At 74.7% G+C, this 14,507-nt stretch carries 16 protein-coding genes; 6 read left to right on the plus strand and 10 right to left on the minus strand.

Annotated features, from left to right (window positions below; genetic code table 11):
- Positions 1-65: 65 nt before the first annotated feature.
- Entirely contained in the window at positions 66-632 is a 567-nt protein-coding gene (locus tag AB0O09_RS11945; protein WP_363541613.1) for a hypothetical protein, read from the minus strand.
- 233 nt (positions 633-865) lie between these two features.
- Between AB0O09_RS11945 and AB0O09_RS11950 the strand changes: the two genes are divergently transcribed.
- Positions 866-991, plus strand: coding sequence for an LPXTG cell wall anchor domain-containing protein (locus AB0O09_RS11950; protein ID WP_363541461.1), 126 nt, complete (start codon positions 866-868; stop codon positions 989-991).
- Between the two features lie 168 nt (positions 992-1,159).
- Here the strand turns inward: AB0O09_RS11950 and AB0O09_RS11955 are convergent, their stop codons facing one another.
- A complete protein-coding gene (locus AB0O09_RS11955; RefSeq protein ID WP_363541463.1) occupies positions 1,160-2,308 on the minus strand; it encodes a glycosyltransferase family 2 protein in 1,149 nt (382 codons plus the stop codon).
- 364 nt (positions 2,309-2,672) lie between these two features.
- On the opposite strand from AB0O09_RS11955, the gene AB0O09_RS11960 reads away from it, so the two are divergent.
- The 4 genes from AB0O09_RS11960 (at position 2,673) to AB0O09_RS11975 (ending at position 5,933) form a co-directional block, all read left to right on the plus strand.
- On the plus strand, positions 2,673-3,512 hold the full coding sequence (locus tag AB0O09_RS11960) for a class E sortase (RefSeq protein WP_363541464.1): 840 nt from the start codon (positions 2,673-2,675) through the stop codon (positions 3,510-3,512).
- 91 nt (positions 3,513-3,603) lie between these two features.
- Positions 3,604-4,008 (plus strand): hypothetical protein, encoded by a 405-nt coding sequence (locus tag AB0O09_RS11965; RefSeq protein WP_363541466.1) that lies wholly within the window; start codon positions 3,604-3,606, stop codon positions 4,006-4,008.
- Positions 4,009-4,151: 143 nt separating this feature from the next.
- Complete coding sequence (gene sigK / locus AB0O09_RS11970) at positions 4,152-4,715, plus strand: ECF RNA polymerase sigma factor SigK (protein ID WP_363541614.1); 564 nt, start codon at positions 4,152-4,154, stop codon at positions 4,713-4,715.
- A 243-nt stretch (positions 4,716-4,958) separates the two neighbouring features.
- Entirely contained in the window at positions 4,959-5,933 is a 975-nt protein-coding gene (locus AB0O09_RS11975) for a MerR family transcriptional regulator (protein WP_363541616.1), read from the plus strand.
- A 308-nt stretch (positions 5,934-6,241) separates the two neighbouring features.
- Here AB0O09_RS11975 and AB0O09_RS11980 read toward each other — a convergent pair whose 3' ends face one another.
- From AB0O09_RS11980 to AB0O09_RS11990, 3 genes are all read right to left on the minus strand, one after another.
- Positions 6,242-7,108, minus strand: coding sequence for a hypothetical protein (locus tag AB0O09_RS11980; protein WP_363541467.1), 867 nt, complete (start codon positions 7,106-7,108; stop codon positions 6,242-6,244).
- Positions 7,109-7,201: 93 nt separating this feature from the next.
- Positions 7,202-8,074 carry a universal stress protein gene (locus AB0O09_RS11985; protein ID WP_363541468.1) on the minus strand — a complete coding sequence of 291 codons (873 nt, stop codon included), beginning with the start codon at positions 8,072-8,074 and terminating at the stop codon, positions 7,202-7,204.
- Between the two features lie 120 nt (positions 8,075-8,194).
- Positions 8,195-9,049 carry an NAD(P)H-binding protein gene (locus AB0O09_RS11990; protein WP_363541469.1) on the minus strand — a complete coding sequence of 285 codons (855 nt, stop codon included), beginning with the start codon at positions 9,047-9,049 and terminating at the stop codon, positions 8,195-8,197.
- Between the two features lie 160 nt (positions 9,050-9,209).
- On the opposite strand from AB0O09_RS11990, the gene AB0O09_RS11995 reads away from it, so the two are divergent.
- Complete coding sequence (locus tag AB0O09_RS11995; RefSeq protein ID WP_363541617.1) at positions 9,210-9,539, plus strand: helix-turn-helix domain-containing protein; 330 nt, start codon at positions 9,210-9,212, stop codon at positions 9,537-9,539.
- Positions 9,540-9,614: 75 nt separating this feature from the next.
- Here the strand turns inward: AB0O09_RS11995 and AB0O09_RS12000 are convergent, their stop codons facing one another.
- From AB0O09_RS12000 to AB0O09_RS12020, 5 genes are all read right to left on the minus strand, one after another.
- Positions 9,615-11,066 carry a cytochrome P450 gene (locus AB0O09_RS12000; RefSeq protein ID WP_363541470.1) on the minus strand — a complete coding sequence of 484 codons (1,452 nt, stop codon included), beginning with the start codon at positions 11,064-11,066 and terminating at the stop codon, positions 9,615-9,617.
- 90 nt (positions 11,067-11,156) lie between these two features.
- The gene (locus AB0O09_RS12005) at positions 11,157-11,774 is read right to left on the minus strand and encodes an ATP/GTP-binding protein (protein WP_363541471.1); all 618 of its coding nucleotides are present in this window, start codon (positions 11,772-11,774) and stop codon (positions 11,157-11,159) included.
- Positions 11,755-12,114 carry a DUF742 domain-containing protein gene (locus AB0O09_RS12010; RefSeq protein WP_344627736.1) on the minus strand — a complete coding sequence of 120 codons (360 nt, stop codon included), beginning with the start codon at positions 12,112-12,114 and terminating at the stop codon, positions 11,755-11,757. The genes AB0O09_RS12005 and AB0O09_RS12010 overlap by 20 nt, the downstream gene beginning before the upstream one ends.
- On the minus strand, positions 12,111-12,518 hold the full coding sequence (locus tag AB0O09_RS12015) for a roadblock/LC7 domain-containing protein (RefSeq protein ID WP_344627735.1): 408 nt from the start codon (positions 12,516-12,518) through the stop codon (positions 12,111-12,113). Before AB0O09_RS12015 ends, AB0O09_RS12010 begins: the two co-directional genes overlap by 4 nt.
- On the minus strand, positions 12,515-14,071 hold the full coding sequence (locus tag AB0O09_RS12020; protein ID WP_363541472.1) for an ATP-binding protein: 1,557 nt from the start codon (positions 14,069-14,071) through the stop codon (positions 12,515-12,517). Before AB0O09_RS12020 ends, AB0O09_RS12015 begins: the two co-directional genes overlap by 4 nt.
- Positions 14,072-14,507 lie beyond the last annotated feature (436 nt).

Raw genomic sequence — 14,507 nt, forward strand, 5'->3', positions numbered from 1 at the left:
ATCCGGCCGGGCCTCCCGCGATTTTCCGCCGGTCCGCAGCCGCCGGCCGCGGACCGGACGGGGCGTCAGGCGGGTTCCGTGCCGGGGACGGCGGCGGGGGCGGTGCCGGTGGTGCGCACCTCCTGCAGCAGGCCCCAGGTGAAGTCGGCGGTGCAGGAGTGCAATCGGCCGGCGGCGTCCGGGGCCGTGAAGTCGAGCTGCCACCGGGTCGGCGCACTGCCCTCGCGGGGCGCGGCGGGCGGGAAGGCCGCGCCGACGTCCGCCACGACGCAGCTCCACGGGAGGAGGTCCTCCAGGGTGCGCAGCCGCGGCGGGGACGCGCCGGGCGCACGGACCAGCCACTCGTTCCACGGCGGGGACGCGCCGCCGCCGGGCCCGAGCAGGATCTCGAACCGCAGGTCCGGCCAGAGCGGCAGCGCCCACTGCTGCACCGTGCAGTCCAGGTCGCCGATCCGGCGGGGCCCCACGGCCTCCGGCGGGCCGAGCACGGCGGCGTACCGGCGGGCGCCGTGCGGGAAGCGGGGCGAGCGGACCATCGCCTGCCAGCGCTTGTTCGCCTCCCGCATGCCGGCACGGGTGGCCCCGAGCCGGTGCAGGGCCGCTTCCACCAGTTCGGGGTGGAAGTCGGCCATCCGGCGCAGCAGGACGAGCTGGAACTCGGTGGCGGCGAAGCCGTGCACCGTCGTCACCCCCGGCCGGCCGGGTCGCCGGACGGTTTCCGTACGAGCTTCACCCGAACAACATACGTGCCGCTCACCGAAAACGGCCGCTGGCGGCTTAAAAACATATTGGCACTCAGTTGCCCGGCGGCACCGGCCGACCGGTGCATCAGGGCTGGGTCCCCTCACCGAAAGGAAGCACCCTCATGGGATACGGGCACTCTCTTCCGAAGACCGGCTTCAGCGGCCTCGCGTACGTGGGCGTGGCGCTGGTGCTGGGCGCGTCCGGCCTGATGATGAAGTTCTTCGGCCGACGGACGGCGGGTCACTGACGGAGCGTCGACGACTCCGAGGAGAACGCACCGAGGTGCCCGGGCCCACCCCGCGAGGGGCGGTGCCGGGCACCTCGCTCGTCGTACCGGGCGGTGTCGAGGCCCGCTCGTCCGGGCACGCGGCGGCCGGCCCCGCGGGCGTGCCGGGGCCGGCCGGAGTACCAGGACTCAGGTGGTCGTGGCGGGCTCCCCGGATTCGACCCCGGCCCGGGCGGCCGGCGCCGGGACGGCGGGCGTGTCGGCGCGGCCCTTCTCGTAGTTGACCAGGCCCTTGGAGAGCCGCAGCGGCACCAGGACCAGTTCGACGACCAGCGCCTTCCACTGGTAGCAGAAGTCCACCAGCTTGGTGAGGAAGACGTACGGCAGGTTCCGCAGGACGCGCCTCAGCGGGATCTTCCGCTTCCGGGCGGCGTAGACCAGCGGCAGGCCGATCATCAGGGTGCTGGTCGACAGCCACCACAGGAACCACCAGAGGAAGGCGTCCCCGATCGAGAAGCCGACGCCGGGCACCACCAGCGGCAGGACCAACCACAGCGGGACGGCGATGGTCTCCCACAGCTTGAGGACCACCCAGAACGCCAGCATCGGCTTCTTGAAGATCATCCGCGGCAGGTGGATGCGGACGTTCTGGAAGTACCCCGCCGCCCAGCGCCAGGTCTGCTTGCGCAGGTAGGTGAGGTCCTCGGGGTCGGCCGCCCAGGCGACCGCCGCGCTGACGTAGACGGCCTTCTTCCCGGCCATCTGCACGGACCAGGTGTAGTCCATGTCCTCGACGATCGTCCGCTCCGGGAACCCGCCGAAGTCGACCAGCGGCTGGAGCCGGAAGACCGAGCAGCAGCCGGAGCAGACCACCGGCGAGTTGGCCATGTTCTCGATCGGACGGTTCCAGTGGAAGCCGTAGAGGTACTCCACGGACCGGCCGCGCTCGGCCCAGGTCCGCTCGAACCGGCTCTGCACGCAGCCGGACGCGATCAGCACGTCCTCGTCGTCGAAGGCCGGCTTGATGTGTTCGATGTAGTCGTCCGCCAGGACGGTGTCGGCGTCGACGGCGAGCACCAGGTCGGTCGTGCAGAACGGCAGCGCGTAGTTCTGCGCCTTGGCCTTGCTGCCGAGGTTCCGGGGCGGGCGCAGCACCGTCACGCCGTACCCGGCGGCGACCTCGCCGGTGCGGTCCGTCGACCCGTCGTCGATCACGATGATTTCCTCGGCCGGGACTGTCTGGCGCAGCAGGGATTCGAGCGTGGCCGGGAGGCCCTGCTCCTCGTTGTGTGCGGGAACGATGACCGTGAGGGTCAGCGGCCGGGTGGCAGTGGTCATGGCACATGGCCTCCTCGCCGGAGAGGGGATCGGTGGTGGGGGCTCGTATGACAGTCAGAGTTGTAATGGCCCGGGGCACGGTGTCGGCCGGAAGGCACGCATGCCGTTCGAGTGAAGAGGCCCGCAGGCCTTCCCCGACGGGTCGTCCGGCGGGCCACGCCACCCGAATGCCGCGTGCCGTCTGCGCCGATCGGCCGTCCCCGGTCGGCAGACTGTCGGGGAACGGACAACTCCGGGACGGACGGCCCACCGCGGCGGACGGAACCCGGACACGGACAATCGGCGCCGCCGCAAGCCGGTCTGACGGATCTTCGGACGTCGGACCGACGAGGCGACCGGCAGGCGCCCGGCGGAGGAGGACCCGATGGACCGGGCTCCGGCAGAGGACGCGCGGCGATCCCCGCGCCGCAGGTGGACGAACGCCTTCGGCAACCTGATGCTGACGATCGCCCTGGCGGCCGCGCTGTTCGCCGCGTACTCGCTCTGGTGGACGGACGTCCTCGCCGACCGGCAGGCCGACCGGGCCGGCGACCGGCTGCGGCAGAGCTGGGCGGCACCCGGCCCCTCCGGCGCACCGAGCACCGTGACCACCGGGCAGGAGGTCGGCTTCCTGCACGTCCCCGCGATGCAGCAGGACCCGGTCGTCATCAAGGTCGGCACCGCCCCGGCCGTCCTCGATCAGGGCGTCGCCGGCGTCTACCAGGAGCCCCGCGCCGCGATGCCCTGGGACCGGTCCGGCAACTTCGCGCTCGCCGCCCACCGGGACGGCCACGGCGCGAAGTTCCACGACCTCGACGCGGTGGACGTCGGTGCGCCGATCGTCGTCGAGACCCGCGACAGCTGGTACGTCTACCGGGTGGACGGGATCCTGCCCGAGACCTCGCCGGAGAACGTCGGCATCGTCGCGGCCGTCCCCGCGGGTTCCCCGTACCACGCGCCCGGCCGGTACATCACCCTGACGACCTGCACCCCCGTCTACACCTCGCTCTACCGGATGGCGGTCTGGGGCAGCCTGGTGCGGGTGGACCCGATGGACGCCGAGCGGACCCCGCCTGCCGAACTGCACCGCGACGCACCGCAGTCCCCGGCCGCCTCCCCCGCTGGCTCTCCGGTGTCGTCCCCGGCGCCGTCGCTGTCACCGTCCTCCCCGTCCTCCCCGTCGTCCTTGTCCTCCTCGACCTCTCCGGTCCCGGCGAAGGCCTGACGGGCCGGCAGCCCGGGCCCGCCGAAACCGGCCGATAGTCTGATCCTCGTACGGCGGCGGCCCGGGTGGCGGCCGGGACGGGGGAGCGGCAGTGGACGACGAGGACGAGATCCTGGCCGAGGCCGTCGGCGCGCTCGGCGGCAGGCTCTCCCGGCTCGTCGCCCTGCGGCTGCCGAAGAACGTCCACGAGATCACCCTGACGCTCCCGCTGTCGCCCGCCCGCGCCCGGGCCCGGGTGTCCGCCGTCCTCGACCGGCAGGGCCGGCGGGTCCCGGCGGGCCGCTCCGCCCCCGCCGGGCGGCGCAGCACGATGCGGGTGCTGACCGGAGGCGGCGCCTGGAGCATGAACCCCGTCCTGGTGACCGCGGTGCTCACCGCCGGGGAGGGCGAGGACACCACCGTCGTCCTGCTGCGCGCCGCCGCCAAGGAGGGGCTGATCAAGCAGCGGGCCGGCGAGAGGACGGCGAAGCGCCTCGCCGAGCTGCTCACCGACTGACCCGCGGGCCCTGCCGGGCCGCCGCGGCGGGAACGGTGCAGGAACGCTGCGAGTAGCCCGTGAACCGGCCGGGCCGAGAGGGTCGCAGCGTGACAGCCGTCCGTGAGCACCCCCTCCCCGCAGACCCCGTCGACCGCGTTCCGGTGCAGCCCGGCACCGGCGCCCGGGACCTGTCGGGCCTGCTGCCGCGCATCGCCCGCGGCGACGAACGCGCGTTCGGCGTGCTCTACGAGGCAGTGTCCGGCCCCGTGCTGGGCCTCGCCCACCGGGTGCTCCGGGACCGGGCGCAGGCCGAGGAAGTGGCCCAGGAGGTGCTGCTGGAGGTCTGGCGCACCGCCGCCCGCTACCGGCCGGACCGCGGCGGGGTGCTGACCTGGGTGCTCACCATCACCCACCGCCGCGCCGTCGACCGGGTCCGCTCCGCGCAGGCCTCCGCCGACCGCGACCGGCGGGCCGCCGCCGCCTCGCCCGCCCCGGTGTTCGACGAGGTCGCCGAGGCCGTGGAACGCCGCATCGACCGCGACCGGGTCCGGCGCTGCCTCGGCGCACTCACCGAACTCCAACGCCAGTCGCTCACCCTCGCGTACTACGGCGGCTACTCGCAGTCGCAGATCGCCGCGATGCTCGGCGCCCCGCTCGGCACCGTCAAGACCCGGATGCGGGACGGGCTGATCCGGATGCGGGACAGCCTCGCCGTCCACGACTGACCCGCCGCCGGACGGGCCGCGGCCCCTTCCGGTGCGCAACCGCTGCGAGCGCCCCTCCGCGTGCGGGTTGGCCATGCTGGACGGGCAGCGATCCCGCGGCCACCGGAGTCGCCGCCCCGACCAACAGCCCGTTCGACCGCCGTCCGTGAGGAGGAGACCGTGGGAGCCCACTCACCCGCCGCCGGCCCGCCCGGCACAACCGTCACGGCCCCCGCCGCTGCTACGGCTTCCACCGCTGCGCCGGTGCTCGCCGAGGCCAGCCTCACCACCGGGGGAGTGGCCCGCAGGCTCGGCGTCTCACCGACCACCGTGCGCTCCTGGGAGCGGCGCTACGGCATCGGGCCCGCCCGGCGCGAGGAGGGACACCACCGGCGCTGGACCCCGCAGGACATCGCCGTCCTCGAAGCCATGTGCCGGCTGACCGCCCGCGGTGTCCCGCCCGGCGAGGCCGCCCGGCTGGCCCTCGGCGCTGCGGCGCCCGTCCCCTCCGGAGCCGGTGCCGCCCTTGGCGACGGTGCCGGGGAAGGCCCCGCCGAAGGGTTCCCCGACCGGACGGACACGGCGAACGCCCCGGCGGCCGGGCCGGTGAGCCCGGAGTGCCGCGGCCTCACCCGGGCCGCCGTCCGCCTGGACACCGCGGAGGTCGCCCGGCTCCTCCGTCAGGTCGTCGACGACATGGGGGCGGTGGCCGCCTGGACGGAGGTCATGATGCCCGCACTGCGGGCGGCCGGTCGCCGGTGGGCCGGCGAGGGCGAGCGGTACGTCGAGGTCGAGCACCTGCTCTCCTGGCACGTCTCCACGGCGCTCCGCCGGGTCGCCGACCGGCCGGTGCCGCCCCGTCCCGGCCCGCCCGCCCTGCTCGCCGGCATGCCCGCCGAACTGCACACCCTCCCGCTGGAGGCGGTCGCCGCCGGTCTGGCCGAACGCGGCCTGCCCTACCGGATGTTCGGCCCCGCCGTACCCGCCGAGGCACTGCTGGAGGCGGTCCGCAGGACGGGCCCGGCCGCCGTGATGATCTGGTCCCAGGCCAAGCACACCGCCGACCGGGTCCTCGCCCGCCGGGCCGCCGAGACCGCCTGGGGCGGTCGAGGCTCGCGGGCCCGCCCGGTCGTCCTCACCGCAGGCCCGGGCTGGGCGGGCCACCAGCCCGGCGCGGGCATCCTCCGCCCCCGCGACCTGCCCAGCGCCCTCGACCGCATCGAACAGCTGCTCACCTGAGTCCCGTGAGCCGGGCCGGAGACCTCCGGCCGGCCGGCGGGTCGGCCGCCGGGCCGATCGGCGGGACCTTCGGCCCTCCGGGCGACCGGCCGGTGTGCGGCACGGTGGAGGCACCGGTGAAGCAGTCCTGACGATCCGTCCACGGACCGGACCCCTCGTCCGGACCCGACAGGACCGCCGAACCGGCGGCGTCCGCACCAGGGGTGGGCGGACGCGGCCCGGACTGCCGTGGGGGCCGGCCGGGCCGACGCACGGAACCCGGGGACGGCGTGGGGGCCGTCCCCGGGCCTGCCACACCGACGCAGGCGTCAGGGGCGCGTGGGGCACCTCCCGGCCGAAGGCCGGGGGAGAGCTGCGCGGTCCGTGACCGGTGCTCCTGACGGATCCGGCGTACGCACGGTCCCCGCAGTGTCCGCATCCGGGTCGCGCACTTCTCCGGGCCCATGAGGCATCCGTACGCCGTGAAGACACGCCTGTCGCACGACCGGGCGGTTGGCGGCCGAGTACTCGTCCGCGACGGTGTAGAGACAGGCGCAGACCGGGCATTGCGCACGGCCGAAGAGGTGGGCGATGCCGTCGGCGAGCACCTGCTGTCCGTCGCGGACGGCGAGCCGGTGCATCCACCGACCCGTGCCGGTGAGTTCCTCGGCGGCCGCGGGCCGCAGGTCCCGGCGCAGTTCCTCGTCCCCGTCCCAGACCTGGGAGTAGCAGCCGAACCCGCCGACGGCGATCGTCGTCGGCGCACCGCAGTGCGGACAGTCGACGTGCACGATCTCGTCCGTGAAGTCCTCCAGGGTGTTCGCCCAGTGGTACTCCTCCTCGACGGCGAGCAGCGCCCGGAAGGCCACCAGGTAGTCGGCCGGCCGTGACCGCAGGTGCGCGTGCAGCACCCGGCCGAACTCGGCGACCGCAGGGGCGCAGTCCGCCCACAGGTCGTCGCAGCCGTGGTGCCCGGCGGCCCGTGCGAGGATCCTCCCGGCCAGGGCGCGCGCCTGTGCGCTGCGCGGGGCGAGGCGCACCAGGCGGGGCAGCGCGGCGAAGCCCGCCGGGAAGACCAGGTCGTGTTCCAGGACGAGCCGCAGGCCCAGCTCCTGCCACGCCTCGGGGTCGTGCCGGCGTTCCACCCGCGCCAACAGTTCCGGCACGCCGTCGACCTCGAACCTGCTGTCGTACATCCCCGCCCGCTCCGCCATCCCGGCATTGAACCCCGTGGAGGCGGTCCTGCGCACCGGCGCTGCCCCGCGTCGCTCGCCGTCAGCCGCGCGCCGTCAGTCGTGCGGGACGACGACGACCGGGGCCTGGGCGTGGTGCAGGACGGCGTGGGCGACCGGGCCGAGGTGCAGGCCGACCCGGTGGCGGCGGCGCCGGCGGCCGACGACCACCAGGGCGGCGTCCGCGGCGGTGTCGACGACGGCCTGCGCGCCGCCGGCGATCCGGCAGTCCTGAAGGACGGTCACCTCGGGGTACTTCTCCCGCCAGCCGACGAGGGCCTCGTCGAGCAGCTCGGCCTCGACGGCACGGAACTGGTCGGCCTCGACCTGCGGGGCGATGCCGCCCGCGTAGCCCCACACCGGCGGCGGGGTCCAGCCGTGCACCGCACGCAGCACCAGCCCGCGCCGGGCGGCCTCGCGGAAGGCGAATTCGAGCACCTCGGGGGAGGGCGAGCGGGTGTCGACCCCGACCACCACGGCGGCCCCCTCGGGGTGCGGGCCGTCCTGTGCCCCGGCGGACCGGACCAGCACCGTCGGCGCCTCGGACCGGCCGGCGAGGGCGAGGCCCACCGAGCCCACCACCAGCCCGGCGAAGCCGCCGAGCCCGCGGGAGCCGACCACCAGCAGCTCGGCCCCGGCAGCGGCCTCGACCAGCACGTCGACCGGGTCCCCGCCGCCGACCAGCTCGGCCCCGACCTCCAGCGCCGGGTGCGCGGCGCGGACCTCCTCGCGGGCGTCGGCCAGCATCCGCAGGGTCAGCCCGCGGACGTCCGCGGGCTGACCGGCGTCGGCGTGGATGTCGTCCAGCCAGGTCTGCGCGTGCACCAGGCGCAGCGGCAGCCCGCGGCGGACGGCCTCGCCGGCCGCCCAGCGGGCCGCCGCGGTGCTCTCGGGCGAGCCGTCGATCCCGGCAAGTACGTACTGGGGCATGGCAATTCCTCTCCGAGGTGAGCTGCGCGGCAGTGGCGCAGGTCCATCCTCGGCGCCCCGGACGGTACGTCACCAGGTCCGGCCGGCTCCGGCGGGCAGGGACCAAGGTCCCTGCCGCGGTCAGGCGCCCAGCGCTGCCTGCACCGAGTCGGCGAGCGGGGTGGTGGGCCGGCCGATCAGCGCGGAGAGCACCCCGCGGTCGCGGTCGAGCTCGCCGCGGCGGACGGCCGCGTCGACGTCGACCAGGATCGCCGCGAAACCGGCCGGCAGCCCGGCGCCGACGAGGGCGTCCAGGTGCTCCTGCGGGGCGACGTCCCGGTACGCGACGGGGCGTCCGGAGCGGGCGGCGAGTTCGGCCGCGTACTCGGCGAGGCTCCAGGAGGTGTCGCCGCTGAGCTCGTAGGCGCGGTTCTCGTGGCCCTCGCCGGTGAGCACGGCGACGGCCGCGGCCGCGTAGTCGGCCCGGGCCGCGGTGGCGAGCCGGCCGTCGCCGCTGCTGCCCAGCACCACCCCGCGCTCGACGGCGCCGGCCGCGCCGGCGGTGAAGTTCTCCGTGTACCAGCCGTTCCGCAGGAAGGTGTAGGGCAGGCCGGAGGCGAGGATCGCGGCCTCGGTCGCCCGGTGCTCCGCGGCGAGGTCGAAGGTGGCCTCGTCGCCGCCGAGCACGCCGGTGTAGACGAGCCGGGCGACACCGGCGGCCTCGGCGGCCTCGACGACGGCGGTGTGCTGCGGCACCCGGGAGCCGACCTCGCTGCCGGAGACCAGCAGCACGGTCTCGCCGGCGCGGAAGGCGCCGGCGAGGGTCTCCGGGCGGCCGTAGTCGGCCTCGCGGACCTCGACGCCGCGGGCGGCCCAGTCCGCGGCCTTCTCGGGCGAACGGACGGCCACCGCGACCTGCTGCGCGGGCACCCGCTCCAGCAGGCCTTCGACGACCAGGCGGCCGAGCTGTCCGGTGGCTCCGGTGACGACGATCATGACGCGCTCCTCAGATGGTTTCGACTTCAACCACCACGGTAGGCGTCGCACTAACCGATCGAAAGTACCCACTTTGAAGTACGGTACTGATATGAAGGTAAGCACCCCGCTCGACAGCGCTTCCGCCCCTGCCGCCGTCATCGGAGACGTCACCGACCGGATGTGCCCCTCCCGCGGGATCCTGGAGCACGTCACCAGCCGCTGGGGCGTCCTGGTGCTGATCGCCCTGCGCGAGCGCGGCTACCGCTTCAGCGAGCTGCGCCGCGCGGTCGCCGGAGTGAGCGAGAAGATGCTGGCGCAGACCCTCCAGACCCTGGAGCGGGACGGCTTCGTGCACCGCGAGGCCCACCCGGTCATCCCGCCCCGGGTCGACTACAGCCTCACCCCGCTCGGCGAGCAGGCCGCCGACCTGGTCGGCGGCCTGGGCCGCTGGGTCGAGCGCGCCCTCCCGGCGGTGGAAGCGGCCCGTCGGGCCTACGACAGCCGCTGACCACCGCCCACCATCCACCACCCACCACCGGAGCCGCCCCGGGACCTGCGGTCCGTGGGGCGGTCCGTGACGCGGTCAGCGCCGGAAGACGCTCGTCAGCGCCGTCCACCAGCTGCGCCGCTGGCGCGGCACCACCGCCGCGACCGGCTCCGGGGCAGGGGCTGCGGCCGGGACGGCCGGTGCGGCGGGTGAGGCCGGTGCCGGGACGGTCGGTGTCGCCGGTACCACCGGCGGGGCGGCCGCGGCCGTCGGCGCGGACTCGGCCGTGCGCGGGGAGAAGCTCACCGGCAGCTCGACCAGGTGCCGGGAGATCCAGGCCGAGGTCCAGGTCAACTCGGCCTCGGGGACGGCGAGTCGGAGGTCCGGCAGGCGGGTCAGCAGGATGTCGATGCCGGTCTCCGCGATGGCCCGGCCGATGTCCTGGCCCGGGCACTCGTGCGGTCCGCTGCCGAAGGCCAGGTGGGAGCGGTTGCCGAAGAGCGGCGTCGACAGGTCCGGGCGGACGGCCGGGTCGGCGTTGCCGGCCGCGAGGCCGAGCAGGAGCATGTCGCCGGCCTTGATCTGCTGCCCGCCGAGCTCGGTGTCGCCGGTGGCCCATCGGCCCGCGACCAGCAGCATCGGCGGGGAGTCCCAGAGCACCTGGTCCAGGGCGTCGGGCAGCGTCATCTGGCCGCCGGACAGGTGGGCGCGGAACCGCCGGTCGGTGAGGACCATCTTCAGCCCGTCCGCGATCAGGTTGACGGTGGTCTCGTTCGCCGCGAGCAGCACCACCCGCAGGTGCTCCAGCACCTCGTCGTCGGTGAGCCCGGCCTCGTGCTGCATCAGCCAGCTCACCAGGTCGGCACCCGGCGCCTCCCGCTTGCGTTCCATCATCCGGCGCAGCGTCGCCACCACGTAGTCGTTGCTCGCGATCGCCGTCTCGGTGCCCTTCATGAGGTCGCGGGCGGCCTCGACCAGCCGCGGTCCGTACTCCTCGGGCATGCCGACCAGCTGCGTCATCACCAGCATCGGCAGGTGCTCGGCGAACTGGGAGACCAGTTCGGCCCGGCCGGACGCGCCGAACTCCTCGATCAGCTGGTCGGCGAAGCGGGTGACGTAGCGGCGGATCCCGCGCCGGTCGAAGCGGTTCAGGCCGTCCGTCACCGCGCCGCGCAGCCGACGGTGCTCCTCCCCGTCGGCGAACACGCAGAGCGGCTGCCAGGCGATCACCGGCATCAGCGGGGACTCCGGGGTGACCAGGCCGTTCTGGAAGGCCGTCCAGCGGCGGGAGTCCCGGGAGAACCGGGACGGGGTGCGCATCGCGGCGAGGTTCGCCGAGTGCCCGAGGACCAGCCAGGCGGGGATGTCGCCGTGCAGCAGCACGGGGGCCACCTCGCCGTGCTCGGCGCGCAGCTTCTCGTACAGGCCGGCCGGGTCGGCCTCGGCCTCGGGGCCGTAGAGGCGGCGCAGACCGTCGGGGCCGAGCCCGTGGGCGGGGCACCCGGGCGGCGGGGTGGCGGAGGTGTTCTCGGGGAACGGCGAGGTCACGATGGCTCCGGGGTCGTCGCGTGTGGCGGTTCGTCGGGGACGGGCGGGCGGTGCTGGGACGGGCGGCGGAGTGTCAGCCGGGCGGCCGGGTCACCGGGCCGCCCGGGCGGAGAGGCCGTACAGGTAGTGCATCAGCGTGAGCAGGACGTCCTTGCTGGACTCGCGGGTCCGGGCGTCGCAGGCGACGATCGGCACCTCGGGGTCCAGGTCGAGCGCGGCCCGCAGGTCCTCGGTGGGGTAACCGGGGGACTCCGGGAAGGAGTTGACGGCCACGACGAAGGGCACGCCGCGGTCCTCCAGCCGCCCGATCACGTCGAAGCTCACCTCCAGGCGCCGGGTGTCGACCAGCACGACCGCGCCCAGCGCGCCTTCGAACAGCCCGTTCCAGAGGAACCAGAAGCGTTCCTGGCCGGGCGTGCCGAAGACGTACAGCACCAGTTCGTCGGTGATGCTGATCCGGCCGAAGTCCATCGCCACCGTGGTGGAGGTCTTGCGCTCGATCCCGGCCAGGTCGTCGACGCCCGCGCCGGCCTGGGTCATCGTCTCCTCGGTGGTCAGCGGCCGGATCTCGCTCACCGATCCGACGAGGGTGGTCTTGCCGACGCCGAAGCCGCCGACGATCACCACCTTGACCGCCATGGTGGCCGAGTCGGGCAGCAGGTCCGCGCTCGCCGGTCCGGCGAGCGTGTCAGAGCCTCTGTAGTCCATGGATCACCGCCTCCAGCAGGGCGCGGTCGGGGAGGATCGCCTGCGGGACGGGGGAGCGCGCCTCGATCCGTCCGTCGGCGAGGAGGTCCGCCAGCAGCACGGTGACCGCGCTGGTCGGCAGCCCGAGGTAGGCGGAGATCTCGGCCACGGAGAGCGGCGAACCGCAGATCCGCAGGATCGCCGCAAGTTCCGGCTGCATGGTGGGCGCCGGTTCCGCGCGGGAGACGATCAGGGTGACCAGGTCGAACGTGGCCTGCTCGGCCAGGCCGCTGCGGCCTCGCGTGATCACATAGAGACGTTCGGGGATGCCCTCGTCCCAGTCCTGGTCGCCTGCACTCATGCGACCTGCTCGCCGTTGCGGGGCGGTGTACTGAGATGCTCGCCGATCCGGGCGACGAGGTCCCGCATCCGCTGGCCCATCAGGCCCGCGTCCACGCCCTCGTCGGCGAGCACCGCCAGGTAGGCCCGGGCGCCGGCGGACATCAGGTAGAAGAAGCCGCCGCTCACCTCGATCACCACCAGCCGCATCCGGCCGTCGCCGTGCGGGAACTCGTGGCCCACGGCGGTGGCCAGGCTCTGCAGGCCGGCGCAGGCGGCTGCCAGGCGGTCGGCGGTGTCCGGGTCGGTGCCGTACTGCGCCATCCGCAGGCCGTCCGCCGACAGCACGATGATGTGGCGGGTGTGCGGGACGCCGTTCGCCAGCTCCTTGAGCATCCAGTCCATGTTGCTGCGCTGCTGAATCACTGCTCGCCCTTCCCTGCCGACTCTTCACTGGTGGGGCCGGCCGTACCGGTGGACGGCGTGTGGCCGTTCACCCCCTCGTGGAACGCGGCCAGCCACATGCCGGGCTGTACCGGTGCCTGGGCCGGCTCGGGGACCCGGGAGACCTCCGGGCCGGGCCGGGAGGGCCTGGCGTGGCGGCGGCGCTGCGGCAACCCGTTCGGGGCCCGCTCGGCCACCACCGGAATCTCGTCGTCCGTACGGCCCGACTCCGCGAGGACCCCCGCGTTCGACCCGAACGACTGGCCGGCGGAGAACGCGCCCGCCGTCGTCCGGCCGTACGGCCGGGGCTCGGAGGCGGGCTGCGGGATCGCGCCCGGGACCGGCCGCAGGCCCGCGGCGGCGCCGATGCCGTGCGCCCGGCCGGTGGCGGGGGCCGTGGTGATCAGCTGCTGCGGCACGATCAGCACCGCGCGCACCCCGCCGTAGGCGGACGGGCGCAGCGAGACCTGGAAGCCGTACGCCTGGGCGAGCCGGCCGACCACGGCCAGGCCGAGCCGGGGGGTCTCGCCGAGGTCGTTGAGGTCGATGCCGGCCTGTGCGTCCCGGAGCATGCGCTCGGCGCGGGCCCGGCCCTCCTCGCTGAGGCTGAGGCCGCCGTCCTCGATCTCGATCGCTATCCCGGCCTGCACCTCGGCGGCGGACAGGTGCACTCTGGTGTGCGGCGGCGAGTAGCGGGTGGCGTTGTCCAGCAGCTCGGCGAGCGCGTGGATGAGCGGTTCCACCGCGGGGCCGACCACGGCGACCTCGGAGACCGGGTGCAGTTCGACGCGGCGGTAGTCGAGGATCCGGGAGATGCCGCCGCGGAGCACCGAGTACAGCGGCACCGCCCGGCTCCACTGGCGGCCGGGCCGGGCGCCGCCGAGGACGGCGATGCTGTCCGCGAGGCGGCCGATCAGCGCGTTGCCGTGGTCGAGCAGCAGCAGGTCGTCGAGGACGGCCGGATCGTTGCCGTGCCGGTCCTCCATGGTGCGCAGGTCCTGGGCCTGTCGGTGGACGATCGCCTGGACGCGGCGGGCGATGTTGACGAAGGCCCGCTGGGCGGACTCGCGCATGCCCTCCTCGTTGTCGACCGCGTCCAGCACGGTGCGCAGCACGGCCTCCCGCGCGGCGCGGAACTCGGTGGCGGCGCCGGCCTCCCGGCGCTCGAACGCCTTGAGGACGTCCTCGGGGAACTCGCCGCGCTGGAGCCGGGCCACCGCCTCGGGCAGGGCGACCGTGGCCAGTTCGAGCGTTTCGGCCTGCTGCCGGGCCAGCCGGGCGTGCAGTTCCTCCTCCTGCCGGGCGCACTGCTCCCGCAGGGCGGTCAGCGCGCGCCCCCGGCGGGCCGCCTCGGCGGCGGCCGCGGCCACGGCCGCCGTGCACGCCAGCCCGCACCAGAGGACTCCCGCGCGGGCGCCGGACGAGACCGCCGAGACGGCGGCGACCACGGCCGTCGCTGTCACCACCGTGGGCAGGAGCCACCCGAGGACGGGAGCGGAGACCCGGTTGGCGGGGGGCGATCCAGCACGAAGCATCGGCATCCTCAAGCGATCGAGCGGGTGGCGGGGGACGGACGGGCGGCGGCCGCTCCGGGGGACGTGGGGGCTGCGTCTGGCGTGCGGCGCGGCACCCGCGTCGGTCCGGGTGACCTGGTGCGACGGCGGTGCGGCGGGCCGAGCCGGAAGAAGCATAGCTGGTTTCCGGACATGTCTGACGAGTCCTCAAAAACACTACTGCGCAGGTGAATCAGTGCATTCATGTGGAACGTGCCAGGGTTTCGGCCAGGTATTCGCACGCCGGTGCCCGGCAGCCGTGCGGCGGGCCCGTCGGTCCGCCGGTCGCTGCCGCCAACCAGACTTGCCGCACCGGGAGTTGTCATGGAGGGGTCCGGAGCCGGATTCGCTCGTGCGGGCGGACTTCGGGTTCAGCTCCGCACCGGATCGAGATCTTCTGCTATGGCGTGACGAACGG

The sequence above is a fragment of the Kitasatospora sp. NPDC093679 genome, from assembly GCF_040683455.1.
GTDB lineage: Bacteria > Actinomycetota > Actinomycetes > Streptomycetales > Streptomycetaceae > Kitasatospora > Kitasatospora arboriphila.